23 protein-coding genes are annotated in these 24,305 nt (G+C 65.0%); 16 read left to right on the plus strand and 7 right to left on the minus strand.

The features are described from left to right. The first annotated feature begins 105 nt into the window (after nucleotides 1-105). The 3 genes from WGH93_RS11110 to WGH93_RS11120 all read left to right on the plus strand — a co-directional run bounded on the left by WGH93_RS11110 (nucleotide 106) and on the right by WGH93_RS11120 (nucleotide 5,024). A complete protein-coding gene (locus WGH93_RS11110) occupies nucleotides 106-1,275 on the plus strand; it encodes a GGDEF domain-containing protein (protein WP_374764960.1) in 1,170 nt (389 codons plus the stop codon). A gap of 163 nt (nucleotides 1,276-1,438) precedes the next feature. Next, nucleotides 1,439-1,900 carry a hypothetical protein gene (locus tag WGH93_RS11115; RefSeq protein ID WP_374764961.1) on the plus strand — a complete coding sequence of 154 codons (462 nt, stop codon included), beginning with the start codon at nucleotides 1,439-1,441 and terminating at the stop codon, nucleotides 1,898-1,900. A 121-nt stretch (nucleotides 1,901-2,021) separates the two neighbouring features. Next, on the plus strand, nucleotides 2,022-5,024 hold the full coding sequence (locus WGH93_RS11120; protein WP_374764962.1) for a zinc-dependent metalloprotease: 3,003 nt from the start codon (nucleotides 2,022-2,024) through the stop codon (nucleotides 5,022-5,024). A 93-nt stretch (nucleotides 5,025-5,117) separates the two neighbouring features. Here the strand turns inward: WGH93_RS11120 and WGH93_RS11125 are convergent, their stop codons facing one another. Both WGH93_RS11125 and WGH93_RS11130 read right to left on the minus strand, forming a co-directional pair. Then, nucleotides 5,118-5,906, minus strand: coding sequence for an SDR family NAD(P)-dependent oxidoreductase (locus WGH93_RS11125; RefSeq protein WP_374764963.1), 789 nt, complete (start codon nucleotides 5,904-5,906; stop codon nucleotides 5,118-5,120). Between the two features lie 140 nt (nucleotides 5,907-6,046). Further along, nucleotides 6,047-6,325, minus strand: a complete 279-nt coding sequence (locus WGH93_RS11130; protein WP_374764964.1) for an SEL1-like repeat protein — start codon at nucleotides 6,323-6,325, stop codon at nucleotides 6,047-6,049. A gap of 215 nt (nucleotides 6,326-6,540) precedes the next feature. Here WGH93_RS11130 and WGH93_RS11135 point away from each other — a divergent pair, with 215 nt between their 5' ends. Both WGH93_RS11135 and WGH93_RS11140 read left to right on the plus strand, forming a co-directional pair. After that, nucleotides 6,541-6,753, plus strand: a complete 213-nt coding sequence (locus WGH93_RS11135) for a hypothetical protein (RefSeq protein ID WP_374764965.1) — start codon at nucleotides 6,541-6,543, stop codon at nucleotides 6,751-6,753. Between the two features lie 16 nt (nucleotides 6,754-6,769). Then, nucleotides 6,770-7,384 (plus strand): outer membrane lipoprotein, encoded by a 615-nt coding sequence (locus WGH93_RS11140; protein ID WP_374764966.1) that lies wholly within the window; start codon nucleotides 6,770-6,772, stop codon nucleotides 7,382-7,384. Nucleotides 7,385-7,473: 89 nt separating this feature from the next. On the opposite strand, the gene WGH93_RS11145 is transcribed toward WGH93_RS11140, so the two are convergent. Continuing rightward, nucleotides 7,474-8,364, minus strand: a complete 891-nt coding sequence (locus WGH93_RS11145) for a glycine zipper 2TM domain-containing protein (protein ID WP_374764967.1) — start codon at nucleotides 8,362-8,364, stop codon at nucleotides 7,474-7,476. Between the two features lie 77 nt (nucleotides 8,365-8,441). Next, a complete protein-coding gene (locus WGH93_RS11150) occupies nucleotides 8,442-8,933 on the minus strand; it encodes a hypothetical protein (RefSeq protein WP_374764968.1) in 492 nt (163 codons plus the stop codon). Between the two features lie 143 nt (nucleotides 8,934-9,076). On the opposite strand from WGH93_RS11150, the gene WGH93_RS11155 reads away from it, so the two are divergent. From WGH93_RS11155 to rnr, 9 genes are all read left to right on the plus strand, one after another. Next, the gene (locus WGH93_RS11155) at nucleotides 9,077-9,664 is read left to right on the plus strand and encodes a GNAT family N-acetyltransferase (RefSeq protein WP_374764969.1); all 588 of its coding nucleotides are present in this window, start codon (nucleotides 9,077-9,079) and stop codon (nucleotides 9,662-9,664) included. Nucleotides 9,665-9,692: 28 nt separating this feature from the next. After that, nucleotides 9,693-10,889: a DUF3089 domain-containing protein gene (locus tag WGH93_RS11160; protein WP_374764970.1), complete on the plus strand. Its 1,197-nt coding sequence runs from the start codon at nucleotides 9,693-9,695 to the stop codon at nucleotides 10,887-10,889. Then, nucleotides 10,886-11,362 carry a Holliday junction resolvase RuvX gene (gene ruvX / locus WGH93_RS11165; protein ID WP_374764971.1) on the plus strand — a complete coding sequence of 159 codons (477 nt, stop codon included), beginning with the start codon at nucleotides 10,886-10,888 and terminating at the stop codon, nucleotides 11,360-11,362. Before WGH93_RS11160 ends, ruvX begins: the two co-directional genes overlap by 4 nt. Before the next feature lie 83 nt (nucleotides 11,363-11,445). Next, entirely contained in the window at nucleotides 11,446-12,444 is a 999-nt protein-coding gene (locus WGH93_RS11170; protein WP_374765039.1) for an aspartate carbamoyltransferase catalytic subunit, read from the plus strand. Next, on the plus strand, nucleotides 12,441-13,712 hold the full coding sequence (locus WGH93_RS11175) for a dihydroorotase (protein ID WP_374764972.1): 1,272 nt from the start codon (nucleotides 12,441-12,443) through the stop codon (nucleotides 13,710-13,712). The genes WGH93_RS11170 and WGH93_RS11175 overlap by 4 nt, the downstream gene beginning before the upstream one ends. Nucleotides 13,713-13,714: 2 nt before the next feature. Continuing rightward, nucleotides 13,715-14,326, plus strand: coding sequence for a glycerol-3-phosphate 1-O-acyltransferase PlsY (gene plsY, locus WGH93_RS11180; protein ID WP_374764973.1), 612 nt, complete (start codon nucleotides 13,715-13,717; stop codon nucleotides 14,324-14,326). A gap of 60 nt (nucleotides 14,327-14,386) precedes the next feature. Further along, nucleotides 14,387-15,514: a DNA-processing protein DprA gene (dprA, locus tag WGH93_RS11185; RefSeq protein WP_374764974.1), complete on the plus strand. Its 1,128-nt coding sequence runs from the start codon at nucleotides 14,387-14,389 to the stop codon at nucleotides 15,512-15,514. Between the two features lie 118 nt (nucleotides 15,515-15,632). After that, the gene (gene topA, locus WGH93_RS11190) at nucleotides 15,633-18,269 is read left to right on the plus strand and encodes a type I DNA topoisomerase (protein WP_374764975.1); all 2,637 of its coding nucleotides are present in this window, start codon (nucleotides 15,633-15,635) and stop codon (nucleotides 18,267-18,269) included. A 27-nt stretch (nucleotides 18,270-18,296) separates the two neighbouring features. Further along, nucleotides 18,297-20,651, plus strand: coding sequence for a ribonuclease R (gene rnr, locus WGH93_RS11195; protein ID WP_374764976.1), 2,355 nt, complete (start codon nucleotides 18,297-18,299; stop codon nucleotides 20,649-20,651). Nucleotides 20,652-20,716: 65 nt separating this feature from the next. Here rnr and WGH93_RS11200 read toward each other — a convergent pair whose 3' ends face one another. Beyond that, complete coding sequence (locus WGH93_RS11200) at nucleotides 20,717-21,517, minus strand: Hpt domain-containing protein (RefSeq protein WP_374764977.1); 801 nt, start codon at nucleotides 21,515-21,517, stop codon at nucleotides 20,717-20,719. Between the two features lie 205 nt (nucleotides 21,518-21,722). On the opposite strand from WGH93_RS11200, the gene rpmG reads away from it, so the two are divergent. Next, on the plus strand, nucleotides 21,723-21,890 hold the full coding sequence (rpmG, locus tag WGH93_RS11205) for a 50S ribosomal protein L33 (protein ID WP_374764978.1): 168 nt from the start codon (nucleotides 21,723-21,725) through the stop codon (nucleotides 21,888-21,890). A 147-nt stretch (nucleotides 21,891-22,037) separates the two neighbouring features. Here the strand turns inward: rpmG and WGH93_RS11210 are convergent, their stop codons facing one another. Then, on the minus strand, nucleotides 22,038-23,420 hold the full coding sequence (locus tag WGH93_RS11210; protein ID WP_374764979.1) for a PleD family two-component system response regulator: 1,383 nt from the start codon (nucleotides 23,418-23,420) through the stop codon (nucleotides 22,038-22,040). Between the two features lie 6 nt (nucleotides 23,421-23,426). After that, nucleotides 23,427-23,792: a response regulator gene (locus tag WGH93_RS11215; protein WP_374764980.1), complete on the minus strand. Its 366-nt coding sequence runs from the start codon at nucleotides 23,790-23,792 to the stop codon at nucleotides 23,427-23,429. Between the two features lie 193 nt (nucleotides 23,793-23,985). Here WGH93_RS11215 and WGH93_RS11220 point away from each other — a divergent pair, with 193 nt between their 5' ends. Then, nucleotides 23,986-24,303 carry a DUF3572 domain-containing protein gene (locus WGH93_RS11220; RefSeq protein WP_374764981.1) on the plus strand — a complete coding sequence of 106 codons (318 nt, stop codon included), beginning with the start codon at nucleotides 23,986-23,988 and terminating at the stop codon, nucleotides 24,301-24,303. Nucleotides 24,304-24,305: the final 2 nt, after the last annotated feature.

Genomic DNA, 24,305 nt, shown 5'->3' on the forward strand with positions numbered 1-24,305 from the left:
GAATTCAGGCCGTTGGTCGGGTCTTCAATCAGGTCATGGGCCAAACCCGGTTTGGCGGCGGCTAAAATGGCCGCCACATCACCACGGCGTGGAATGGAATGGGCTATGCGCAGCGCATCTTCTGGCAAAACACGTCTGATCCTGGCCGTTGCGGCCCTGGTCCTGGTTCTGGTGTCGCTTCTGCTGAACCAGACCGGCGCCTATCATGACGGCCTGCTGGCGCTGGCGCTGGCGCTGATCGCCACCTATACCGCCCTGCAATGGATGATTTCCCCGATCCAGGCCACGCCGCGCGGCTGGTATCTGGATATCAATCTGCTGCCCGACGCGGTGATCGTCACGGACGGCGACGACCGCGTTGTTGCCCGCAACCAGACCGCCACCAAACTGGTGGACAGCATCAAGGTGGGCGACCTGATCACGGAACGCTTCGGCGAATGGCATCAGAATCTGGTCAACCGGGATGATGCCGATGCGGTGCTTCATGCGGTACTGACCGGCGGTATGCAGAAATTCGGCGACAAGCTGGTGTTCGAGAACGGCCAGGTGGTGGAACGCTTCACCAACCTGTTCGACGAGGGGGAGGAGCGGCTCTGGATTCTGCGCGATGTGACCCATACCGAAATGGCCGAGAGCGACAGCGTGATGCACCAGAGCATGGTGGAGGCCGACGCCGCCCGCACGGCGGAAATGGCGGAACAGCTTTATATGGCCAAGGCCGAGCTGGAGAAAAAGCAGAAGGAACTGACCCGCCTGGCCAATACGGACCCGCTGACCGGGCTTTACAACCGCCGCCGCTTCATGGTGCTGGGTGAAGGCGTGGTACAATCGGCTCAGCGGGAGATATGGGTGCTGATGCTGGACATTGACAATTTCAAGAGCATCAACGACACCCACGGCCATGGTGCCGGCGATCAGGCCATCCGCGATGTGGCGGCCCTTCTGGAAGATCATGTCACCGGCCCCGGTTTCGCCGGACGCATGGGCGGGGAGGAATTCGCCCTGACCCTGCCGGACATGGACCGGGACAGCACTCTGACCCTCGCGGAAACACTGCGTCAGGCCGTGGCCGACCGGACCACCCGGTGCGAAACGGCGGAAATCCGCTTCACCACCAGTATCGGCATGGCCTGTGTGAAACCGGGGGAACAGACCCTTGAAGCAGCGCTGGACCGGGCGGATCAGGCCCTGTACGAAGCCAAACACGGGGGCCGGAACCGGGTGGTGATCAGAACCGAAAAACAACCGGGCACCGCCGCCCAGGGCCCCGCCTGAGGCCGCCGGGAACACCCGCATCTCACGACAGTTTGACCCGATCATCAGGGCTGCCGCGCCGAGCTTGTCTTGACTTGCCCCTGTGGGCGGTGGTCCCATATGGGAAAGGTGGTGGCCGCTTGTTCTGGCTGCCGTTCGGTTCGACCATGGAAAAAGGCCGCCCATGAATAACTTTCCTTTGGCTGAAGCCCCGCTTGGCGCCGCATCCAATGCCCCCTTGGCATCATGCCATCCGGGGCGGGCCACACGCCTGCTGTGCGCGGGCCTGATACTTGTTGCGGGCATGGCGCTGGCACCACAGGCGCCCGGCGCCCATGCCGACCAGGGCAGCGTCACGAAAGACGCGCCCGCCGACACGGCGGAAAACAACCTGCTGGCCGATGCCCGGAAAAGCGCCCGAATCGCGGGCAGCGCCCGCTATTGCGGCCTGGAGCCGGAGTTGATCGAGGAATATATCGTCAACACCGAGGCGCGGATCAAATCCCGCGCGCGCGACAATGTGGACCGGGTGCTTCTGGGGATCGAGTTCAAGAATATTCTGGCGGCATCCAGCATTCGGGAACCGACAGAAGGGTGCGAGGCCTTCACCCCCCGCTTCCGCAGGCTGGCCCGCCAGCCCTTCTAGATGCCGGACTGGCGAATGCGGGCGATATGATGCGGGCGGGCGCTAACCCCCTTTTAAGATGTGTACGCCAGACTGGGAGCGACATGGCCCGAATGGGCAGGGGATGGACGGACACGCAGTGATGAAAGGTGATCACGGGCAGACCATGACAGCAACCGGGCCAGAGCATAGCGCCGTTCGATCCGTCGCGGAGCGGGAAACCGCCCTTGACGGCGGAACGGGTATGCGCGCACCGCGCCGCCCTTTGGGGCCGGTGGCATGGCTGACGGTCGGCGCGCTGCTTCTGGCGTCCCTGTATCTGGCGCCGATGGCCCTGATCATGACCCCGCCCGCCACGGCAGTGGATGCACCGCCGCCCACCGTGAAAGCCGTGACCGATGGCGGGAACGACCCGTCCGGCGCCGCCCGGCTGGACTCTCCCGACACGCCCGACCCGGAAAGCCCCGAAAACCCGGACGGGGATACAGCGGACGAAAGCGCCGCTGAAAAGCCGGAAGCTTCGGACGATGGCGCACCGGGTGCGGATGATGAGGGCGGCACGGAACAGCCGGTCAAGGATGCCATCGCACTCGCCACCGAGGACTATGAGACGATTCCGGGCCTGTTCACCCTGTATCGCCACCCCCGCACGGGCAAGCTGTTGATGGAGGTGCGCGCCGATCAGTTGAACGAGGAATTCATCTATTTCTCCCACGTGATGAACGGCGTATCGGGCGGCAGCCGGTTTCGCGGCGAATATCGCCGGGAAAAGATCCTGGCCTTCCGCAAGGTCTATGACCGGCTGCAACTGGTGGCTCACAACACCAACCATTATTTCGACCCCGAAAGCGCCCTGTCCCGCGCGAAAGACGCCAATATCAACGACTCGATCCTTCTGGCGGAACGCATCATCGGCCAGACGGCGGACGGTGAACGCTTCCTGATCAAGGCCAATAACCTGTTCGCCTCGGAAGACCTGGAGCGCCTGAAGGAAAACCGCGGCTTCGGCTTCGGCTACAAGCTGGGCAAGCTGAGCCAGTCCCGCACCAGCATCGTTTCGGTGGACAATTACCCCGGCAATACGGGCGTGCTGGTGGACTATGTGTTTTCGGACAACGCCCCGGAGCAGCAGGGCAGCTTCGCCATAACAGACCCGCGCAATGTAACGGTCAGCGTGCGCCACACCCTGGTGCCGGTACCGGATAATGACTTCCAGCCCCGCATGGATGACCCGCGCGTGGGGTATTTCCTGTCCTATATGAACGACATGACCGCCGTGGACGCCACCCCCTGGCGGGACATGATCCACCGCTGGCACCTGGTGAAAAAAGACCCGGATGCCGCCTTGAGCCCCCCTACCGAGCCGATCGTGTGGTGGATCGAAAACACCACCCCGAAACCGCTGCGCCCGATCATCCGCAAGGCGGTGCTGGCCTGGAACAAGGCGTTCGAGGCGGCGGGCTTCCGCGATGTAATTGAAGTGCGCCAGCAGCCTGATGACGCGGAATGGGACGCGGGCGACATCCGCTATAATGTGATCCGCTGGGCATCCAGCCCCAACCCCGCCTTTGCCGGATACGGGCCAAGCTTCGTCAATCCGCGCACCGGGCAGATTCTGGGCGCGGATATCATGCTGGAATATTCCTTCCTGCGCGGCAGCCTGCTGGAAGCCAAGATATTCAACGGCGCGGCGCTGTCGCTGCCGGGCGCGGATGCACGCGCCACCCCCCTGCCCCCGGTGGACCGCCAATGGGACGTGCCCGCGCTGGACCCGGCCAACCGTGCCGCCAATGCCCGTAGCCGCGAGCAGCGGGAGGGGCGGCCACAACCGCGTGGCTGGCACCTGGCCAGCGAAGGGGCGCGGTGCAGTGCCGCCGGGGCCATGCAGTTCAACACCATGCTGGGCACCGCGCTATCACAGGTGTTCGACCGGGCGCCGGAACAGCGCCGCCGCCTGATCGAGGAAGCGGTCTATTTCCTCGTCATGCACGAAATGGGGCACACGCTGGGCCTGTCGCACAACATGATGGCCACCCAGGCACGGGATTATGATTCCGCCCATGGCAAAGCCGGGGATCAACCGGCCCTGATCGGCTCGGTCATGGACTATCCGGCGGTGAATTTCGCCCCTGAAGGCCGTGATCAGGGCCGCTTCTTTGCCACCGCGCCGGGGCCTTATGACCGCTGGGCCATCGCCTTTGGCTATGATCCGGCCCTGAGCGACGGGTCAGAGCGGGCGGACCATCTGGCCCGCTCCACCGAAAAAGGGCTGGCTTTTGGCAATGATGCGGACGACATGCGCGTGCCTGGCAAGGGCATCGACCCGCGCATCAATGTTTTCGACTTCTCGGACGATGCCATCCGCTATGCCGCCGACCGGCTGACCCTTGCCCGCAAGGCGCTGAACCGCATGGCCGACCGCTTTACCAAACCGGGGGAAAGCCATCAGGCGGTGCGCAATGCCTATCTGTTCGTCACGGCGGACATGCTGTGGCAGGCCCGCGTGGTGTCGCGCTATGTGGGCGGCATCTATACCGATCGGGCGGTGGTGGGCCAGAAAGGGGCGGATGCGCCCTATCGCCCGGTGCCGGTGGCGCAGCAGAAACGCGCCATGGACCTGCTGGCCGATCATATCTTCGCGCCGGACGCCTTCCAGATACCGGCGGAGCTGGCCCGTCGCCTTGCGCCGCAGCGGCGCGGCCTGTTCACCTATGCCACCAATGAAGACCCCAAGATCCATGCCCGCACGGTGGCCATTCAGGCGGATATCCTGGCCCATCTGCTGCATCCGCTGACCCTGATGCGGATGACGGATACCCGGCTTTACGGCAATGACTACAGCGTCACAGCCATGATGACCCGCCTGACGGACGCCCTGTTCCGCGCCGACCGGCGGGGTGACGTGAACAGCTTCCGTCAGGAAATCCAGGTCTATTATGTGGAAAAGCTGGCCAGCTTAGTGGATGACAGCCGCTACGACTATGTGGCCCGCTCCAACGCCATTGCCCGGCTGAAGGATATCAGGCGCACACTGGATCGCTGGCGCGGCGGCGATGAAACCCGCGCCCACCGGGAGCATCTGATCATGCTGATAGAACGGGCCTTTGAAAAGCCGCGCCAGCAAAACCTGATCATCTCCCGCTAGCCGCGCATTTTACGCCCGACTTCTTGACGCCCGAAATCTGGCCGGCATCTGGCCGACATCCAGTCGGCGTCTGGCCGGGGCGGGGGCGCGCCATCACCGCACATAAGACGCGCCATTGATATCGAAGGTGCTGCCGGTGGCATTATCCACCCGCCCGCTCAGCAGGAAAGCCACCATATGGGCGATCTCTTCCGGCTCGCAGGGGCTGCCCGTGGGGATTTCAGCCAGCATGTGTTCATTGCCCGGCGCGAACGCCTTGGCGGCCATGTCCGTGCGCACCCAGCCCGGCGCAACAGTGAAGGCCCGAATGCCTTGCGGGCCATAGCCGCGGGCGATGGATTTCATCATGGAGACCAGCGCCGCCTTGCTGGCGCCGTAATGGATGGCATCCGTGGTGTCGCCGCGCGCCGCCGCCCGGCTGGACAGGGTGACAAGCCGCCCGCGCACGCCTCCCTCAGGCCCGTTCGCGGCCAGCCAGTCATTGATCGCGGCCCGGCTCAGATCGGCCACCGCCTGCACATTCACCTGCATCACCTGTTGCCAGTGCGCCGCCCATGTGGCCTCGTCACACTGGTCCGCTTCAAGCGGCGTGGACGGCATGATGGCGGCATTGTGCACCACCGCGTCGATGGGCCCCGCCGCGTCCCGCACGGCACGCCACAATGCCCGCCCGGCCCCCGGTTCACCCAGATCACACGCCAGCGCGGAAAGCGCCCCACCTGCCTGCGCAAGTGGGTCGGCCTGCGCAAGGCGGCCCGGCGCGCTGTTATAGGTGGCCACCACGCGGGCCCCCTCGGCCAGCAGATGGTCCACGATGGCGGCTCCAATGCCGCGCGATCCCCCGGTAACGAGTATGGTCTGGCCGGACAGGCTTCTGGTCATGGCTGGCGTTCCCCCGATGCACGCTGTTGTCCGCCAGACGGTGCCCGGAACACACCGCCCCGGTCAAGCGGGCACCGTGTGGGCTCCCCCTTGGCAACGCCCGCCACGCCTGCCCCACGCAGAACGCCAAAAACCGGCCATCAATGCCGGGCTTTCCATTCCCGCGCGGCCCGTTGGGCGTGGGCGATTTCCTGTGGGCTCATCTCCCGTGCCAGATCGGCCCGATCCGCCATGGCCCGCGGCACGCCATTGATGGCGGCCAGATTCAGCCATTTATGAGCTTCCACATAGTCCCGGTTCACATGGTAGCCGGTGGAATAGAACAGGCCGAGATTGTACAGGGCCTGCGCATCCCCCCGTTCAGCCGCCATGATGGCGCGCTGCGTGGCTTTGCGTGTTGTCTTGTCTTCCTGCCCCATCGGGCCCTCCTGTTTCTGACCGTTAAAGCACGACCAAAAGGGCTGACGGCAGGGTGTGGGCGGACAGTCTTCTTGCGGACAAACCGTTGGCGCACAGCATAGCAGCCCGCCCCCCGGCACAGAAGCCCCGTTGCCCGCAAAACGCGATCACATTTTCACACCGAACCCAAGGCCCCCCGGCAACCACTGCTGGCGACAGGGGCTGCTTCCATGGCATGATCAACGCACCGGGCGATGATGCCCATAAAGGGATGAGTGGCGGCGCCGGATATGGCATGATTAACCCGTCATTCATGGTGCTTCACCAGACTCATATGTATGACTGGCCGTTATTGCGATCCCGCAGCGAAGCGGTGACAATCCCCCGCCGTGCGGAGATGCCGCAAAATCGCCGCAAAATCTGCCAACCATCAGCCTTGTGCATCTGAGCAACGGAGACCCGCCATGCCGTTTGATTCCCCCCTTTCCCCCGCCCGCCCCATCACCACCGACCAGTCAGGGCGCAAGGAAAAGGCCAAGGCCCGCGCTTTGCTGATCCCGGCACTCTGCCTGCTGGGGCTCACCACCGCCGCCTGCACACAGGCGCAATCCCCTGGCCGGGTGGAAAGCCACGCGGTGGGCGAGGCACGCCGCGCCCAGAAGGGCGTGATCGAAAATGTGCGCTTCGTCACCATTGAAAACAGGGGCAAGGTGGGCACCGTGGCAGGCGCGGGCATCGGGGCGGCGGCTGGCTCCACCGTCGGTAACGGGGCCGAGGGTGTGATCGGCGCCATTGCCGGGGCCCTTATCGGGGGCGCGGTGGGGCGCGGCGTTGACAAGGGCAGCAGCCGGCGCCGGGGTGTGGAATATGTGATCCGCATGGACAGCGGCGATCTGGTCAGCATCGTACAGATGGAAGATACACCGCTGGCCGTGGGCAGCCCGGTGATCGTCACCTTCGGGCGGGACCAGACCCGCGTGACATTCGATGCCCAGGCAGCCCTTCCCTATCGCCAGACCAACGACACACCGCCACCGGATGCGGCGGTGAATGACCGCGACGCCGATTACAAAAACTAGGGCATACCATATGGAAAACCCGGTCGCACGCATGGCACGCCACCGGGTTCATCGGCTGAAAGTTCACGGCACTTTAACGGGTGCGCCGCCTAACGGTCGCGCCCGCCGGTGCCCTCATCATCCCCATCACTTTCAGGCGCGTTCTCGTTCTCAGGTGCTTTTTCATCCCCGGCGCGCGGCTCTTCCCCGGCACGGCGGGTACACACATAATTGCGCCCGATGAACTCATAGGCCAGGCACCGCCCGCGGTCCTGTTCCAGATCCCGCGCGGTCTGCCCGGCCCGGCTCGCGGGCGGTTGATAGCTGCCATCCCTTTCGTGAACATAGGCGCCGCTGTCGGTGAAGCGGCTGTAATAGGCACCGTCGCGCCGTGCCCCTTCATGGGCGGCGCGGCGCTCGCCCCCTCTCGCCCGGTCAGTCAGGGCCACCCCGGCCATGGCACCTCCCACGGCGCCAATCGCGGCCCCGGTGGCGCGGTTTTGACCACCATCGATCTCGGCCCCCAGAATACCGCCGACAACGGCCCCGGCCAGGCCCCCGGCCACGGAACTTGAGCCGCTGAACGCATGGCCGCCGCCATAGCTGCCGCCATACCCGCCAGCTCCGCGGCTGTGCGGGCTTACATAGCGGTGATGCCACAGCCGATCCGCATAATGACGATTGGATGCAAACCGTTCCAGTTGGTGACGGCGCAGCGCGTAATGGGATCTGCTACGGTACGGGCTGTAAAAAGGCCGGTAGAAGCCACGATGGCCGTACAGACCGCGATGGCCGTACAGGCCGCGGCCCAAAAAGCGGCCATGATGCCGGGCGCCGAAACCAACCCCCACGGACACATGACCGCGCGAATAATAGCCGTGTCCATTGAACGGCCCGGCCTTCGCCGCGGGCACCGCAAGCATCAGGCCGCAGGCCGCCAGCCCCGCCAGAAACAGCGAATGCCACCGCACCCGCTGCGTGGTCTGTGCGAAATGGGTCATGGGCTCTCTCCTTTTCAGGCTCATTGTGCCAATACGGCGCTGAACCATGCCTGAACAATGCGCCCCTTGCGCAAGGATCACTGGTGCGGCGGGCCGATCACACCGCCCGCCACGGCCCCGCCGGACAAGGCACCGCCGGTCCCCGCCGTCGGGTCCGTCAGCGGCACACCCACCAACACGGCCACCGGCAGTTGGCGGCCTTCCCGCGCCGCCCTGCGGGCCGCCTTTTCATACGCCTTTTGCTGCGCCGGGTCCGGCGGGCTGCCGCCAAGCACCGCGCCCAGCGCGCCAAATGCCACGGCGCCCGGCGCATCGGCCACGGCCTCCCCGATCACCGCCCCGGCGATACCGCCCAGAATCCGGCCCACCGTCTTGTTATAGCGCGGCTTGAACGGGGCGCCCGCCTCCGGCGGTGGCAGGCGGGCATAATCCGGCACGTCCGGCGCCCGGCGCGGACAGCCGCGCGGGCAATGCCCCATGGCCACCATGTCCGGCCCGGTCACGGGAACCGGGCCCGGCAACGCTGGCCGCGACCCGTCATCGGCCCGGCCTGGCAGGCCAGCCAGCATCAACGCCCCCAGGACCGCCCCCAAAAAAAACGCGATCAGGCCAAAAAACCGGCATGGGCCGGGCACCCTGCGGGCTGGACCTTTTTCAAGCCGTCTCATACGCTTTCTCCATAGTCACCCGTCAGATAGTGTTCAGCCCGATTATGACCATACTGCGACAACCCATCCCTGCACAGCCTGAACATCCTGTCTGTCACATCCGCCGCGCGCGCCCGGCTGACGCCCGCGCCGTTATCGCCCTTCAGAAGGTCCAATTCACCGCTTCCCGCCATCTCAATACCGAACCGGACGAGTTCCGCCCCCGCCTTTGGCGCACCATGCGGCGGCTCGGCCTGAGCCAGGTCACCGACACCCGGCCCGTCTTTCTGGCCGAAAAGGCGCCGGGGGGCGCCTTGATCGGCCTGCTGGAAAGCTTTCACGACCCCCGAAGCCGCCTGCGACACAGCCTGTCTTTCATGCTGGGGGTGCATCCCCGCTGGCAGGGGCGCGGCGTGGGCGGCGCGCTGCTGGACCGCCTGATCAGCCATGTGCGCGACCATCCCGCGCTGGAAAGGATTGAATTGCATGTCCACAGCGACAATGATGTGGCGCAGCGGCTCTATCATGGCCGGGGTTTCCGGCTGGAAGGGCGACGGCAGGCGGCGGTACGCTTTGCCGATGGCCGCGTGGTGGACGACCTGATCCTGGCCCTCTGGCCCGGTGGGGCACCCCCGGCGCGGCCCGGCCCATGACCCGCCGCCACTGCAAAAGGGGGGAGACATGAATCAATCCGTCAAGCGCCGCAGTCCCGCGGCCTGGTTTCTGATCATCGTTGCCATAGCGGTGCTTGTGGGCGTCGGTCTGTGGTTGTGGGTCCAGATGAACCCGTTGACCGCCATGCGCCTGGCCTATCTGCCGGACGGCGCCATCGCCGAGGAGGAAATGGCCCCGGCCCCCGATTACGCCGCGCAGGCGGCCTGGGCAGCCCGGCCCGGCATGGAAAGTCCGGCCACGGAAATCCCCGAAGGCACCGCCAGAACCGCCGTGGTCCCGGCGGCGGACGTGTTCTACATTCACCCCACCACCTATCTGAAGGATGACCGCTGGAACGCACCACTGGACGACCGGGACGCCAACCGGTGGCTGAACCGCCTGGTGCTGCGCCATCAGGCCAGCGCCTTCAATCTGGCGGGCCGTGTGTTTGTGCCGCGATACCGCCAGGCGGTGTTCGGCGCCTTTCTGGACGACAGCGGCCAGGGCGGTCAGGCGATCATGAACGCCTACCCGGACGTGGCGCGCGCCTTTGATCATTTCATCGAAAAGGAAGCGGGCGACCGGCCCATCATACTGGCGGGCCATAGTCAGGGGGCCATGCATCTCAAGCGCCTTCTGGCCGAAAAGGTGGTCGGCACGAAGCTGATGGATCGGCTGGTGGCGGCCTATGCCATCGGCGATACGGTCAGCGTGGAACGGGATGTGGGCGCCCTTGAAGGCATCGATGTGTGCACCGGCCCCACGGATACCGGCTGTCTGGTCAGTTGGCTGACCTTCGCACCGGACGGCGACCCGTCCATGCTGCTGGACTTTTTCAACGCCACGCCGGGGCTGGACGGGGCGAAGCGCGCGGGCAGCACCCTGCTGTGCACCAATCCGCTGACCTTCACGCCCGGCGGCGCGGCGGAAAAGGATGCCAACCGGGGCGCCATCGCCCTTGACATGGACAGTGACCGCCTTGGCCCGCCGGTCGAGGGGTACACCGGCGCCCGCTGCGGCGACGACGGCATCCTGTATCTGACACGGGCGCCGGGCGATGCCTGGCAGGATTATGTGATGCCGGGCGGCAATTTCCACGTCTATGACATCAACCTGTTCTATATGAACCTGCGCGCCAATGCCGTCAGCCGGGTGCAGGCATGGACGGCGGCGGCCACCCCCCAGGGGGAAAACGCCGACCAGAAAGGCCCCGACGCACCATGAGCGAAACCTATGCCCAAACGGACCTGGCCGGTTTTCTGGCCGCCATCGGGCGCCCGTGCCGCCTGATCGGGCTGGACCCCGGCACAAAGACCATCGGGGTGGCCCTGTCAGACCGGATGCGCACCGTGGCCACCCCCACCGAGGTGATCCGCCGCACCAAGTTCCAAAAGGATGCCGCCCGGCTGAAAACCCTGATGGACACGCACGAGGTGGGCGGGGTCGTCATTGGCTGGCCGGTCAATATGGATGGCAGCGAGGGGCCGCGCTGCCAGTCGGTCGGGGCCTTTGCGGACAATCTGAAAGGGGTGGTGGACCTGCCCCGCCTGTTATGGGATGAACGGCTGTCCACCGCGGCTGTGGAGCGCACCCTGCTGGACGCGGACAGCAGCCGCGCCCGCCGCGCCGAGGTGGTGGACAAGATGGCCGCCGCCTATATCCTGCAAGGCGCGCTGGACGCCCTGGCCCGCGCCTGAGTGCGCGCCCGCCAACATGGGAGAACGAGACCCGCATGACCAGTGACCCGCCCCACACGCCCGCCCCTTCCGAAACGGCCCACATGGCCGCCTTTCCCCGCGCCCATGTGGCACCGCCTTCCGGCCAGCTCTACCCGGATCGGGACCTGCTGGGCATCTGGGGCATGGACCCGACCGCCGTTCAGCACATCCTCGACACTGCCGAGGGCTATGCCGAACAGAACCGCAGCGCGCGCAAGACCAGCACGCTGCTGGCGGGCCTGACCCAGATCAATCTGTTCTTCGAGAATTCCACCCGCACATTGATGAGCTTCGAACTGGCGGGCAAGCGGCTGGGCATGGACACCATCTCGCTATCCACCGGCACATCCTCCATCAAGAAAGGGGAAACCCTGCTGGATACCGCCGCCACGCTCAATGCCATGCGGCCCGACGTGATCTGCATTCGCCACGGCGACAGCGGCGCGGTGAAACTGCTGGCGGACAAGGTGGACTGCGCCGTCGTCAATGCGGGCGACGGGCGCCATGAACACCCCACCCAGGCGCTTCTGGACGCCCTGACCATCCGCCGCCGCAAGGGCCGCCTGCACGGCCTGACCGTGGTGATTTCCGGTGATATCGCCCACAGCCGGGTGGCCCGGTCCAATATTTATCTGCTTCATGCCATGGGGGCGCGGGTACGCCTTGTGGCGCCGCCCACCCTGTTGCCGCGCGACGTGGAAAGCCTTGGTGTTGAGGTGGAAACCCGCATGGACACGGGCCTGAAGGGCGCCGATGTGGTGATGATGCTGCGCCTTCAGCAGGAACGGATGCAGGGGGCCTTCCTGCCGTCCTTGCGCGAATATTACCAGTTCTGGGGCCTGACGGCCCAGCGGCTGCAACTGGCGGCGGACGATGTGCTGGTGATGCATCCGGGGCCCATGAACAGGGGCGTGGAGATCGACTCCACCGTGGCCGACGACCTGGCCCGATCCGCCATACAGGAACAGGTGGAAATGGGCGTGGCGGTGCGCATGGCGGTGCTGGACATCCTCACCCGCCCCCTGCGCACCCCCGCCGACGGGCCGGAGGACGCGGCATGACCCTGACAGCCTATGTGAATGCCCGCCTGATGGACCCCCTGAGTGGACGGGACGAAACCGGCGCCCTGCTGGTCAACGGCCCGGAAATCGCCGCGCTCGGCGCCGATGCGGGGATACCGGAAAATGCCGCCCGCGTGGATTGCCGCGGCAAGGTGCTGGCCCCCGGCTTCATCGACATGCGTGCCCACCGGGTGGAATGGGAAGCCGCCGCCGCCGGGGGCATCACCACCATTGTGCTGCAACCGGACCAGACCACCATCATCGATGCGGATGCCGCGGTGGAACGTATTCGCAGCCGCGCGGCGGCCCGCTCCACCATCAGGGTCTATCCCATGGGGGCCGCCACCAAGGGTCTGAAAGGCCGGGAAATCGCGGAAATCGGCCAGATGCAGGCAAGCGGAGCGGTCGCCTTCACCGATTGCCGCCAGCCCGTGGCCGATGCCCGCGTTATGCGGCGCCTGCTGGAATATGCCAGCTTTTTCGATGCGCTGGTGGTGCAGTTCCCGCAGGAACCCAGCCTGGCCGAAGGGGGCTCCGTCCATGAAGGGGAAATCGCCACCCGGCTTGGGCTGGCCGGCATCCCCGTGGCGGCGGAAGTCATCCAGATCGAACGGGATGCCCGGCTCGCCCTGCTCACGGGGGCGCGGCTGCATTTCGCGCTGGTGTCCAGCCGGGAAGGGCTGGAAGCCGTGCGCCGGGCGCGGGCCGCCGGGGCGCGGGTCACCTGCTCGGTGGCGCCGCATTATCTGCACCTGAACGCCAATGCGGTGGAAGGCTTCAAGACCTTTGCCCGCGTCAGCCCGCCACTGCGGGAGGAATCCGACCGCCGGGCCCTGATCGCCGGACTGGCGGACGGCACCATCGATACGCTGGTCAGCGACCATGACCCCCAGAGCGAGGACAGCAAGCGCCTGCCCTTCGAGCAGGCGGCCTTCGGCGTGCTGAGTTTTGAAACCATGCTGCCGCTGGCGCTGGGCGCGGTTCATGCGGGCCATCTGGACCTGATGCGGCTGCTGGACAGCCTGACCGCCGCCCCGGCCCGCCTGCTGGGCCTGCCCGGCGGCCATCTGGCCCCCGGCGCCCCCGCCGACCTGGTGCTGTTCGACCCGGACAAGCCCTGGCGGGTGGATCGGTTCAACATGCGCGCGGGCACCCGGAACACCCCGTTCGACACCCTGCCGGTTCAAGGCCGGGTCTTGCGCACCGTGGTGAATGGCGCCACCGTGTTCGATGCGGCGGCCACCACGCCGCGCCAAGGAAAGGCATGACCATGGCAGAGCCCATGACTTTCATCCCCGTTCTGCTGGCGGCCTATCTGCTGGGCAGCGTGCCCTTTGGCCTGGTGCTGACCCGGCTGGCCGGGCTGGGCGACATCAGGGATATCGGGTCCGGTAATATCGGCGCCACCAATGTGCTGCGCACGGGCCGCAAGGATCTGGCGGCGGCCACCCTGTTGCTGGATATCGGCAAGGGCGCGATCGCGGTGCTGGCCACGCGCCATCTGGTGGGGGGCGGCGATCTGCCCGCACTGGCCGGGGCGGCGGCGTTTCTGGGCCATTGCTACCCGGTTTTTCTGGCGTTTCGCGGCGGCAAGGGGGTGGCCACCTTTCTGGGCACACTGGTGGCCATCAACCCGGCGCTGGGGGCGCTGACCGGCGCCGTATGGCTGGTCGTCGCCCTGCTGTTCCGCATGTCGTCGCTGGCGGCGCTGATGGCGGCGCTGGCGGCCCCGGTGGTGGCGCATTTCCTGTACCGGCCCAATCTGTGGCTGATCGTGGGCGCCATGACGGCCCTGATCTATCTGCGCCACCGGGACAATATCGCCCGCATCATGGCGGGCACCGAGCCGAAGATCGGCGCGAAGGACAAAAGCACCGGCTGAGGCCGCTTGCATCTTGACAACCCCTGCGCGCCGGGCCAACGTCCGCCCATGCAGTTCCATATGGGTTTCGAGTCCATGGACGCAGAGGAGCGTTTGGCCCGCCTGCGTCTGATCCGCACGGACTCCGTCGGTCCGATCACCTTCCGCCATCTGCTGGCACGCTATGGCAGCGCGCGTGCCGCGCTGGATGCCGTGCCCGCTTTGGCTGCCCGTGGTGGCCGCAAGGCACCGCCCCGCATCCCCGATACCCGCAGCGTGAAACAGGAGCTGTCCCGGCTGAGCGCCCTCGGCGGCACGGACCTGCATTTGGGCGACAGCGCCTATCCCGCCGCCCTCGCGGCGGTGGAGGATGCGCCGCCGGTGCTGTTCGTGCTGGGCCACCCCCATCTTCTGGAAAAGACCTGCGTGGGGCTGGTGGGGGCGCGCAATGCCTCCGCCGCCGGGCAGAAAATGGCCGCCACCCTCGCCGCCGGGCTGGCGGAAGCGGGCATGATCGTGGTGTCCGGCCTGGCCCGCGGCATTGACAGCGCCGCCCATCATGCCGCGCTGGATGGTGGCACCGTGGCCTGCGTGGCGGGCGGCGTGGATGTGGTCTATCCCCGTGAAAATCAGGTCCTGTTCGATGCCATGACCCGGCAGGGCGCGGTGGTTTCGGAAATGCCCATGGGCACCCGCCCGCAAGCGCGCCACTTTCCGCGCCGCAACCGGCTGATTTCCGGGCTTTCCCGTGGCATTGTGGTGATCGAGGCGGCGGAGCGCTCCGGCTCGCTGATCACCGCGCGGCTGGCCGGGGAGCAGGGCCGGGACGTTTTCGCCGTACCCGGTTCCCCGCTGGACCCGCGCGCCCGTGGCACCAACCGGCTGATCAGCGAGGGCGCCACGCTGGTCCAGACGGTGGACGACATCGTGGAGGCCCTCGCCGCATCAGGCCCCGCCCCCTTTGAGGAGGGGGAGGATCTGCCGCTGTTCCGCACCGCTGCCACCGCGACCGAAAGCGATGCCCCGGAATGCGATGAAAGGGCGCGCGAGGTGATCGCCGGTCTGATCAGCCCCAGCCCCACCCCGCTGGACGAGCTTATCCGCCTGAGCGGGCTGCCCGCGGGGGCCGTTCAGGGCGCGGTTCTGGAGCTGGAACTGGCGGGCCTGGCGGAGCGTTTGCCCGGTGGCCGGGTGGCCGGAACGGGCTAGCCGACCATAAGAAGGCATTGCAAAAGGCGGAATGGACCACTAGGTGATTGGAACAGCCCTGCCCATGCTAGCAAGGGCACCGATCCCGCACCGGATCTCCAGACAGCAGGACCGCTATATGAACGTCGTTATCGTGGAATCCCCGGCCAAGGCCAAAACCATCAATAAATATCTGGGGTCCGATTATACGGTTCTCGCCAGTTTCGGCCATGTGCGCGATCTGCCCCAGAAAGATGGCGCGGTGAACCCCGATGACGATTTCGCCATGGACTGGGAAACGGATCGGGACTCGGAAAAGCGCCTGAAGGATATTGCCGCCGCCGTGCGCAATGCGGATCGCCTGTATCTGGCCACTGACCCCGACCGGGAGGGGGAGGCGATTTCCTGGCATGTGCTGGAAGTGCTGTCGAAAAAGCGCGCCCTGAAAGGGGTGGACGTGAAGCGGGTGGTGTTCAACGAAATCACCAAGTCCGCCATTCTCAAGGCCATGGGCCAGCCGCGCGACCTGGATGACGAACTGATTCACGCCTATCTGGCCCGGCGCGCGCTGGATTATCTGGTGGGCTTCACCCTGTCGCCCGTGCTATGGCGCAAGCTGCCGGGGGCGCGCTCCGCCGGACGGGTGCAAAGCGTGGCGCTCCGCCTGGTGTGTGAGCGGGAGCGGGAAATCGAAGCCTTCACCCCGCAGGAATACTGGACCGTGGAAGCGGCGCTGAAAAGCGCGGGCGGGCAGCCGTTCAAGGGTCGGCTGGCCGTGCTTGAAGGCAAAAAACTGAAAAAGATGGACCTGAGCGGCGAAGCGGCGGCCAAGGCGGCGGCAAAGCGCCTGGAAACCGGGCCGCTGACCGTGCGTTCGGTGGAAAAGAAACCCACAAAGCGCCACCCGCAGCCGCCCTTCACCACATCCACCCTGCAACAGGAAGCGGCGCGCAAGCTGGGCTTTACCGCCACCCGCACCATGCAGGTGGCGCAGAAACTTTATGAAGGCAAGGAACTGGGCGGCGAGGTCACGGGCCTGATCACCTATATGCGGACGGATGGCGTGACCATTGCGGGGGAAGCGCTGGCCGCCACCCGATCCATGGTGGAGGAACGCTTCGGCCCGGACTATCTGCCCGATGCGCCGCGCGCCTACAAGACCAAGGCCAAAAACGCGCAGGAAGCCCACGAGGCGATTCGCCCCACCAGCCCGAAACGCAAGCCGGGTGGGCTGAAAAACGCGCTGACGGACGAGGAATACAAGCTGTACGACCTGATCTGGAAGCGCACCGTCGCCAGCCAGATGGAAAGCGCCCGGCTGGAAAGCACAAGCGTGGCCATCGCCAATGGCGACGGCACGGCGGAACTGAAAGCCACCGGCAGCGTGATCACCTTTGACGGCTTCATGACGCTGTATATGGAAGGCAAGGACGATGAGGGCGACGATGACGAAGCCCGCCTGCCCCGGCTGAGCGAGGGTGAGACGATCACCGCCACCGCCATCACGCCGGAACAGCATTTCACCGCGCCGCCGCCCCGCTATACGGAGGCGAGCCTGGTACGCAAGCTGGAAGAACTGGGCATTGGCCGTCCCAGCACCTATGCCGCCATTCTCACCAAGCTGAGGGACCGGGACTATGTGAGCATGGACCGCAAGCGCTTCGTGCCTGCGGACAAGGGGCGTCTGGTCACCAATTTCCTGGAGAAGTTTTTCGCCCGCTATGTGGAATATGACTTCACCGCCAGCCTTGAAGAGCAACTGGACAGGGTGTCCGCCGGAGACGTGGACTGGAAGGCCCTGCTCAGGGATTTCTGGCACGAATTCAAGCCCCGCGCCGAGGAAGTGAAGGCCAAGCGCAACGCCGAAATCATCGATGTGCTGGACGAGATGATGGGCCCCGCCATGTTCCCGCCGCGCGAAGATGGCAGCGACCCGCGCACCTGCCCCAAGGATGGCGGGCGGCTGGGCCTGAAGCTCAGCCGCAACGGCCCGTTCATCGGCTGCGGCAATTATCCCGACTGCACCTATACACGCCCCTTCGGCACGGGGGAGGACGCCGATGCCGCGCCCGATGGGCCTATGGAACTGGGCACGGACCCGGACAGCGGCGAAATGGTCACCCTGCGCACCGGGCGCTTCGGGCCTTATGTGCAACTGGGCGAAGCCGTCAAGGGCGCCAAGCCGAAGCGCGGCAGCATCCCCAAGGACTGGGACCCGGCCACGCTGGATCTGGAAAAGGCGCTGGCCCTTCTGCGCCTGCCGCGCACCGTGGGCACCCACCCCGAAGACGGGGAGCCCATCACCGCCGCCATTGGCCGGTTCGGCCCCTATGTGAAACACAAGTCCACCTATGCGAATTTGCCCACCGTTGACGATGTGTTTACTGTGGGCCTGAACCATGCCGTAACGCTGATCGCGGACAAGGCGGCCAGGCGCGGCGGCAACAAGCGCATCCTGAAGGAACTGGGCGAACACCCGGAAAAGGGCGGCCCCGTATCGGTGATGGATGGTCGCTATGGGCCTTATGTGAATCACAAGCGGACCAATGCCACCCTGCCCAAGGACCAGAAGCCGGAAGATGTGACACTGGAAGACGCCATCACCATGCTGGCGGAAAAGGCGGCCAAGGGCAGCGGCAAAAAGGCCCCCGCGAAAAAGACTCCGGCGAAAAGCGCCGCGAAGAAAACCAGCGCGAAGAAGGCCCCGGCAAAAAAGGCCCCGGCGCGGAAGAGCACCGCCAGCAAGGATGCCGGCAACAAATCCAGCGAAGGCTGACATCCGCCAGGCGGAAAAGGAGCCATTTTGGCGAAGGACAAGAAGACCGCGAAAACGCCCGACAAGCAGGCCATCCTTGATTACGTCTCCAAGGCGGACGGCAAGGTGACCAAGCGCGATATTGCCCGCCATTTCGGTGTCAAGGGGCCGGACAAGGTCCAGTTGAAGAAAACGCTGCGTCAGCTCAAGGATGACGGGCTTCTGGCGCAGGATCATCACCGCGCCCTGCGCCCCGCCGACCAGTTGCCTGCCGTGCAGGTGGTGGAATTCGCCGGGCTGGACGAAGACGGCGAAGCGCTGGTACGCCCCAGCCGCTGGGACGGCGACGGCGACCCGCCCACCATTTATCTGCGGGAAGACAGGCGCGGGCGATCCGGCGCGCTCGGCCCCGGCGAACGGGGGCTGGCCCGCCTGACCCTGCTGGACGGCGACCCGCCCAGCTATCGCGCCAGACTGATGAAAAAGTTTGACCGCACCCCGTCACAGGTGCTGGGCGTGTTCCAGGGCCATCAGGACGGTGGGCGCATTCTGCCCGCCGACAAGAAGGACCGGGACGAATATCTGGTGCTGGCAGAGGATGTGCACGGCGCCCGCCACGGCGAACTGGTGCTGGCGGACGTAAAAGGCGGCCGCAAGCGCATGGGGCTGAAACAGGCGGTGGTGAAAACCCGCATGGGCAATGTGTCGGACGCCCGGTCCATCTCCATGATCGCCATTCACGCCCATGATATCCCGCACGAATTTCCAGACAGGGTGATCGCCGCGGCGGAAGCGGCCAAGCCGGTCTCGCCGGAAGGACGCACGGACCTGCGGTCCTTTCCGCTGATCACCATTGATCCGGCGGATGCCCGCGACCATGACGACGCCATTTTCGCCGAGCCCGATACCGACCCGGAGAATCCCGGCGGCTTTCATGCCATCGTCGCCATCGCCGACGTGGCCCATTATGTGCGGCCCGGCAGTGCGCTGGATAAGGAAGCCTTCAAGCGCGGCAATAGCTGCTACTTCCCCGACCGGGTGGTGCCCATGCTGCCGGAAGCCCTGTCGGCGGACCTGTGCAGCCTGAAGCCGGGCGTGGACCGTGCCTGCATGGCGGTGCATATGTGGTTCGACGCCAAGGGCCGGAAAACGCGCCACAAATTCGTGCGCGGCATCATGAACAGCCGCGCCAACATCACCTATCGGCAGGCCCAGAATGCCATTGACGGCATCCCGGACGAAGCGTCGGACGCGCTGGCCAAAGATGTGATTCACCCGATCCATGCCTGCTGGCAGGCGATGATGGTGGAACGCAAGCGCCGCGGGCCGCTGGAACTGGACCTGCCCGAACGCAAGATCGAGCTGGACGACAGAGGCCATGTGAAGGCCATCACCATTCCCCCGCGCCTGGATGCCCACCGCATCGTTGAGGAATTCATGATCGCGGCCAATGTGGCGGCGGCGGAGGAACTGGAAAAGCACCGCGTGCCCACGCTGTACCGCATTCACGAGGAACCGCCCGCCGACAAGGTGGACGCCCTGCACGATTTCGTGCACTCGCTGGACCTGCCAAGCCCCAAGGGGCAGGTGCTGTCGCCCGCGCGCTTCAACGGTCTGCTGGAAAAAGCGCGGGAGAGCAGCTATGGTCAGATGGTGCAGGATGTGGTGCTGCGCACCCAGACTCAGGCCTATTACGGGCCGGACAATCTGGGCCATTTCGGGCTGGCGCTGAACCGCTATGCCCACTTCACCTCCCCCATCCGGCGCTATGCGGACCTGATCGTGCATCGCGGGCTGGTGCGGGCTCTGGGCCTGGGCGGCGATGCCCTGACGGATGCGGAACGCGCGGCGCTGGCCGATATCGGCGAGCACATCTCCAACACGGAACGGCGCGCCATGGCGGCGGAGCGGGACTCGAAAGACCGCTATCTGGCCAACTATCTGTCCGACCATGAGGGCGAGCAGTTTGCGGGCCGAATCACCGGCGTCACCCGTTTCGGGCTGTTCGTGATGCTACAACCTTCCGGCGGGGACGGACTGATTCCCATTTCCTCCATCGGCAATGATTTCTACAGCCTGGATGAAGCCCGCCACGCACTGGTGGGGGAGCGCTCCGGCGAGACCTTTCAGCTTGGGGACGCGGTGCAGGTACGGCTGCTGGAGGTGAACGAGATCACCGGCGGCCTGAGGCTGACCCTGCTGGAGGAAGATGGCTCCCCGCGCAGCGAGCGTGGTGGCCCCCGCCGGGGCAGCGGACGTGGCGGGCCGGGCCGCAAGGGCGCCCCCGCAAAGGGGAAAGGCGCCAAAGGGAAGATCGCTCCGCCCAAATCCGGCAAGGCCCATACCGGGCCCGACAAGGCGAAGTCCGGGGCGGGAGGCGGCAAGGCCCGGCGGCGCCGATAGCGCCTGGCCGCCTGCGAAAGCGGCGGCAGGAGCCACCGCCGATCACCCAAAGGGCGGTTACCGGATCAGAGCAGCCCCAGCTTGATAAACACGTCCGCCACGTCGTCACCGAAGCGGGTGCCCTTGTGCAGAACGGGCACATCGCTGGGCAGGTCTTTCAGATCCCGGTCATTGTTCTTGTTGCTGGTGATCAGGGCCACCGGCATGGCGCGCGTGGTGGGCATCGCCTTCAAGGCCGCCGCCAGATCGATTCCCGACAGTTCCGGCATCACGCGGGAGACCACCACCGCATCGGGCCGCATGGACGGAATCAGCGACAGCGCATCGATGGTGGAGGCCACATTGATGATGCGATAGCCGCATTCCACCAACTCGCGCGTGACGATCTTGGTAACGGTGCTCGGCTCCATCACCAGCATCACTTCCACGTCCTGCACGCTCACATCGGATACGTCGAACCCGGCACTGGCGCCTTTGGCGGGCAGGCGGCGCATCAGGGCGCTCACATCCACGTCCCGCCCCTGCACGAAGGCATCCAGCGTTTCCGCCATGCGATCGACGAAGAAGCGGATATTGGCCATGGTGCCGCCTTCGAGGGTCTTCAGGTCGAAAATATAATCCTCGAACCGGTGACAGAGCGCCTTGAGCGCCGTCATGTCAAAGCTGGCGGCGATGGATTTCAGCGAATGGGCTTCCATCTTCACGCGGGCGAGCGCGCTGCGCATGGTGTCCGATTTAACGTCCGCGCCCGCATCATGGTGCGTCGCCAGATCGGCCACGGCCTGGGAAAGCGTGCTCAAGCGGTCCTCGGCGGCATCCACCGCTTCGGTCATCAATTGATCCATGAGATCCTGGTCGGTCAGCATCGGCGTTTCTTCTCCGTACAACATGAAGGCGCGACAGCCGCTCCGCGCACCACCCAAAAGCTGATCCTTAGTAACAGACAGAGCGGGGATTTGAAGAAAAAACAGGAAGCGGGCTTGACTTCCCCCAAGGGGTGAGTATTTTTGCGCCCTCGAAGCGGCAGCGACGCACGCGGCCCCACCGAATTTTCAACTGCGGAGATAACCGATGGCAAAGCCGTCCAGCATCAAGATCAAGCTGGTGAGCACCGCAGACACCGGCTACTATTATGTGACGCGGAAAAACCCGCGCACCATGACCGAAAAAATGGTGATGCGGAAATATGATCCGGTTGTCCGCAAGCATGTGGACTTCAAGGAAGCCAAGATCAAGTAAGCCACGCTCCACCCCGGCCCATGCGGCGCGGATGGAACAAGGCTGATCCTGTGCGGAAAAAACGCTGCCCCTGCGGGGTGGCGTTTTTTGCGTGCGTGAACTTCTGCGCTCCCGCGCGTCGGCCATGGCACGCCCCGCCGCCGTCCTTCAAAGCGGGGGGCGTTCCGCCTTCAGAACCTTGTTGCGGCCACTCTCCTTGGCGCGATACAGGGCCTTGTCCGCCAGATCAATGAGTTGCGAGGGGGTGTCTTCCGGCCGGCTTTCCGCCACGCCGATGGATACGGTGATATCCAGCGCACCGTCTTTCAGGCCCACTTCGAAGGACTCTTCCCCCACTTCCTGGCGCAATCGTTCCCCGATCATTTCCGCCCAGTCGATGGTGGTTTCCGGCATCATCACCACGAATTCCTCCCCGCCATAGCGGGCGGCCAGGTCCACCCCGCGGATATTCTTGGCGATCCGGTTGGCAAATTCCTTCAGAACCCGGTCCCCCACCGCGTGGCCGTGGGTGTCATTGACCAGCTTGAAATGGTCAATATCCATCATCATCACGCTCAGCGGCTTCTGGCGGCGCTGGGCGGATTTCAACTGCGTATCCATATGGCTGGTCAGATAGTGCCGGTTATACAGCCCGGTCACCGCATCCGTGGTGGCAAGCTGCATGGACATGTGGAAATTTTCCCACAACTGATCCGCATAGCGCTTGCGCCGTAGCTGGGTTTTCACCCGCGCGACAAATTCCATCCGGTCCACCGGGCGCACCACATAATCGTTCACGCCCATCTCAAGCGCCTTGACCAGCAACTGGGTATTGCCGTCATCCACCATCACCAGCACCGGCACATGGCGGCTTTCCTCAAAGCTGCGCAGCTTGGAGCAGACGCGCAGGCCATCCGTATCCCGCATGGTGAGAGAAACGATGATCAGATCGAAATTCTTTTCCCGCGCCCGCTCCGCCACATCGTCGCCGCCATGCATGAAGGTGAGATCGCCGAACTCGTCCAGCGCGCGGGCGATTCGCTCCATCACACGTTCCTGCTCGTCCACCACCAGAATCTGGGCATCATTGGGCAGGTCCATATCGGCATGGGAAATGGCTTCCTGATCGGCGCCCAGGGTCACGCCGGTGGCTTCCCGGTTGCGCAACTCGTCCAGCATCACCTTCAGGCGCACCAGGGAACGCACCCGCGCGAACAGGGCCAGGTCCTGCACCGGTTTCGTCAGGAAATCCTCGGCGCCCGCATCAAGCCCGGCCACCCGGTCGGACGGCTGGTCCAGCGCGGTGACCATCACCACCGGAATATGCGCCGTGGCGGGATCGGATTTGATTCGCCGGCATACTTCGAAGCCATCCATGCCCGGCATCATCACGTCCAGCAACACGATGTCCGGCTGTTCGCGCGCGATCACTTCCAGCGCCTCCGGCCCGCTATAGGCGGTCAGCACGTCGAAATATTCACTCGTGAGCTTGGCTTCCAGCAGCTTGACGTTCGGCGGAACGTCATCCACCACCAGTACACGCGCCGTCATACAAATTTATCCCGTGAATTTTTTTACGGTTTCCAGGAAATGCCCGACCGATATGGGCTTTGCGATATAAGCCTCACACCCACCTTCACGGATCTTTTCCTCGTCCCCCTTCATGGCGAAGGCGGTCACGGCAACCACTGGAATCGCGGCCAGATCCTCATCTTCCTTGAGCCATTTGGTCACTTCCAGACCGGAAACCTCCGGCAACTGAATATCCATCAGAATCAGATCAGGCTTGTGTTCCCGTGCAAGATCCAGTGCAGCCATGCCATCCCGTGTCTGCACCGTTTCATAGTCATGGGCTTCCAGAAGGTCGCAAAACAGTTTCATATTCAGATCGTTATCTTCGACGATCAAAACCTTTTTGCCCATATGGCCCCCTGCTGACGCACGAAAGCGTCCTGGAAAAAACTCACATACAAATTGAATAATGTCTTGGCATGGAAAGAATTACAAGGTCTCCCGCCGAGGGATGCCAAAATTTACGCATATGCCGGAATGTGTTGATCCGGGGCGGCTCTCACGCCCACACTTCTGACACGCCAGCTATCAAGGATACCCGGTCATGACGGCCTTTCACAACACCAACCGATCCGGCAATGCCACCCTGTCCATGGAGCAGGCCGAAGCGCTGGCGCTGGAGGCGGTGGGATTCATTTTCGCCGAAGACATGCTGAAAGACCGTTTTCTGGACCTGAGCGGGTTGGACGCGGCGGCCATCCGGGCCCAGGTGCAGGACCGTGATTTTCTGGCCAGCGTGCTGGAATTTCTGGTCAATTTCGAACCCGACCTGATCGCCTTCAGCGCCCATGCGGGCCAATCCCCTGGGCACGTGGTGGCGGCATGGCGCCGGCTGGGCGGCGGCGCGGGGCAGGAATGGTAACG

Origin of the sequence: Yunchengibacter salinarum (assembly GCF_037658235.1) — a bacterium.
Lineage (GTDB): Bacteria > Pseudomonadota > Alphaproteobacteria > Sphingomonadales > Kordiimonadaceae > Yunchengibacter > Yunchengibacter salinarum.

Bases quoted from the DNA above. Each gene is read 5' to 3' on its own strand.
- WGH93_RS11135 (WP_374764965.1), top strand. From the start codon at position 6,541: ATGATCAACGCACCGGGCGATGATGCCCATAAAGGGATGAGTGGCGGC.
- WGH93_RS11155 (WP_374764969.1), top strand. From the start codon at position 9,077: ATGACCATACTGCGACAACCCATCCCTGCACAGCCTGAACATCCTGTC.
- WGH93_RS11145 (WP_374764967.1), bottom strand. From the start codon at position 8,364: ATGACCCATTTCGCACAGACCACGCAGCGGGTGCGGTGGCATTCGCTG.
- WGH93_RS11110 (WP_374764960.1), top strand. From the start codon at position 106: ATGCGCAGCGCATCTTCTGGCAAAACACGTCTGATCCTGGCCGTTGCG.
- WGH93_RS11130 (WP_374764964.1), bottom strand. From the start codon at position 6,325: ATGGGGCAGGAAGACAAGACAACACGCAAAGCCACGCAGCGCGCCATC.
- WGH93_RS11220 (WP_374764981.1), top strand. From the start codon at position 23,986: ATGACGGCCTTTCACAACACCAACCGATCCGGCAATGCCACCCTGTCC.
- WGH93_RS11210 (WP_374764979.1), bottom strand. From the start codon at position 23,420: ATGACGGCGCGTGTACTGGTGGTGGATGACGTTCCGCCGAACGTCAAG.
- WGH93_RS11175 (WP_374764972.1), top strand. From the start codon at position 12,441: ATGACCCTGACAGCCTATGTGAATGCCCGCCTGATGGACCCCCTGAGT.
- plsY (WP_374764973.1), top strand. From the start codon at position 13,715: ATGGCAGAGCCCATGACTTTCATCCCCGTTCTGCTGGCGGCCTATCTG.
- WGH93_RS11125 (WP_374764963.1), bottom strand. From the start codon at position 5,906: ATGACCAGAAGCCTGTCCGGCCAGACCATACTCGTTACCGGGGGATCG.
- WGH93_RS11150 (WP_374764968.1), bottom strand. From the start codon at position 8,933: ATGCTGGCTGGCCTGCCAGGCCGGGCCGATGACGGGTCGCGGCCAGCG.
- WGH93_RS11160 (WP_374764970.1), top strand. From the start codon at position 9,693: ATGAATCAATCCGTCAAGCGCCGCAGTCCCGCGGCCTGGTTTCTGATC.
- ruvX (WP_374764971.1), top strand. From the start codon at position 10,886: ATGAGCGAAACCTATGCCCAAACGGACCTGGCCGGTTTTCTGGCCGCC.
- WGH93_RS11115 (WP_374764961.1), top strand. From the start codon at position 1,439: ATGAATAACTTTCCTTTGGCTGAAGCCCCGCTTGGCGCCGCATCCAAT.
- rpmG (WP_374764978.1), top strand. From the start codon at position 21,723: ATGGCAAAGCCGTCCAGCATCAAGATCAAGCTGGTGAGCACCGCAGAC.
- WGH93_RS11200 (WP_374764977.1), bottom strand. From the start codon at position 21,517: ATGCTGACCGACCAGGATCTCATGGATCAATTGATGACCGAAGCGGTG.
- topA (WP_374764975.1), top strand. From the start codon at position 15,633: ATGAACGTCGTTATCGTGGAATCCCCGGCCAAGGCCAAAACCATCAAT.
- WGH93_RS11120 (WP_374764962.1), top strand. From the start codon at position 2,022: ATGAAAGGTGATCACGGGCAGACCATGACAGCAACCGGGCCAGAGCAT.
- WGH93_RS11140 (WP_374764966.1), top strand. From the start codon at position 6,770: ATGCCGTTTGATTCCCCCCTTTCCCCCGCCCGCCCCATCACCACCGAC.
- WGH93_RS11215 (WP_374764980.1), bottom strand. From the start codon at position 23,792: ATGGGCAAAAAGGTTTTGATCGTCGAAGATAACGATCTGAATATGAAA.
- dprA (WP_374764974.1), top strand. From the start codon at position 14,387: ATGGGTTTCGAGTCCATGGACGCAGAGGAGCGTTTGGCCCGCCTGCGT.
- WGH93_RS11170 (WP_374765039.1), top strand. From the start codon at position 11,446: ATGGCCGCCTTTCCCCGCGCCCATGTGGCACCGCCTTCCGGCCAGCTC.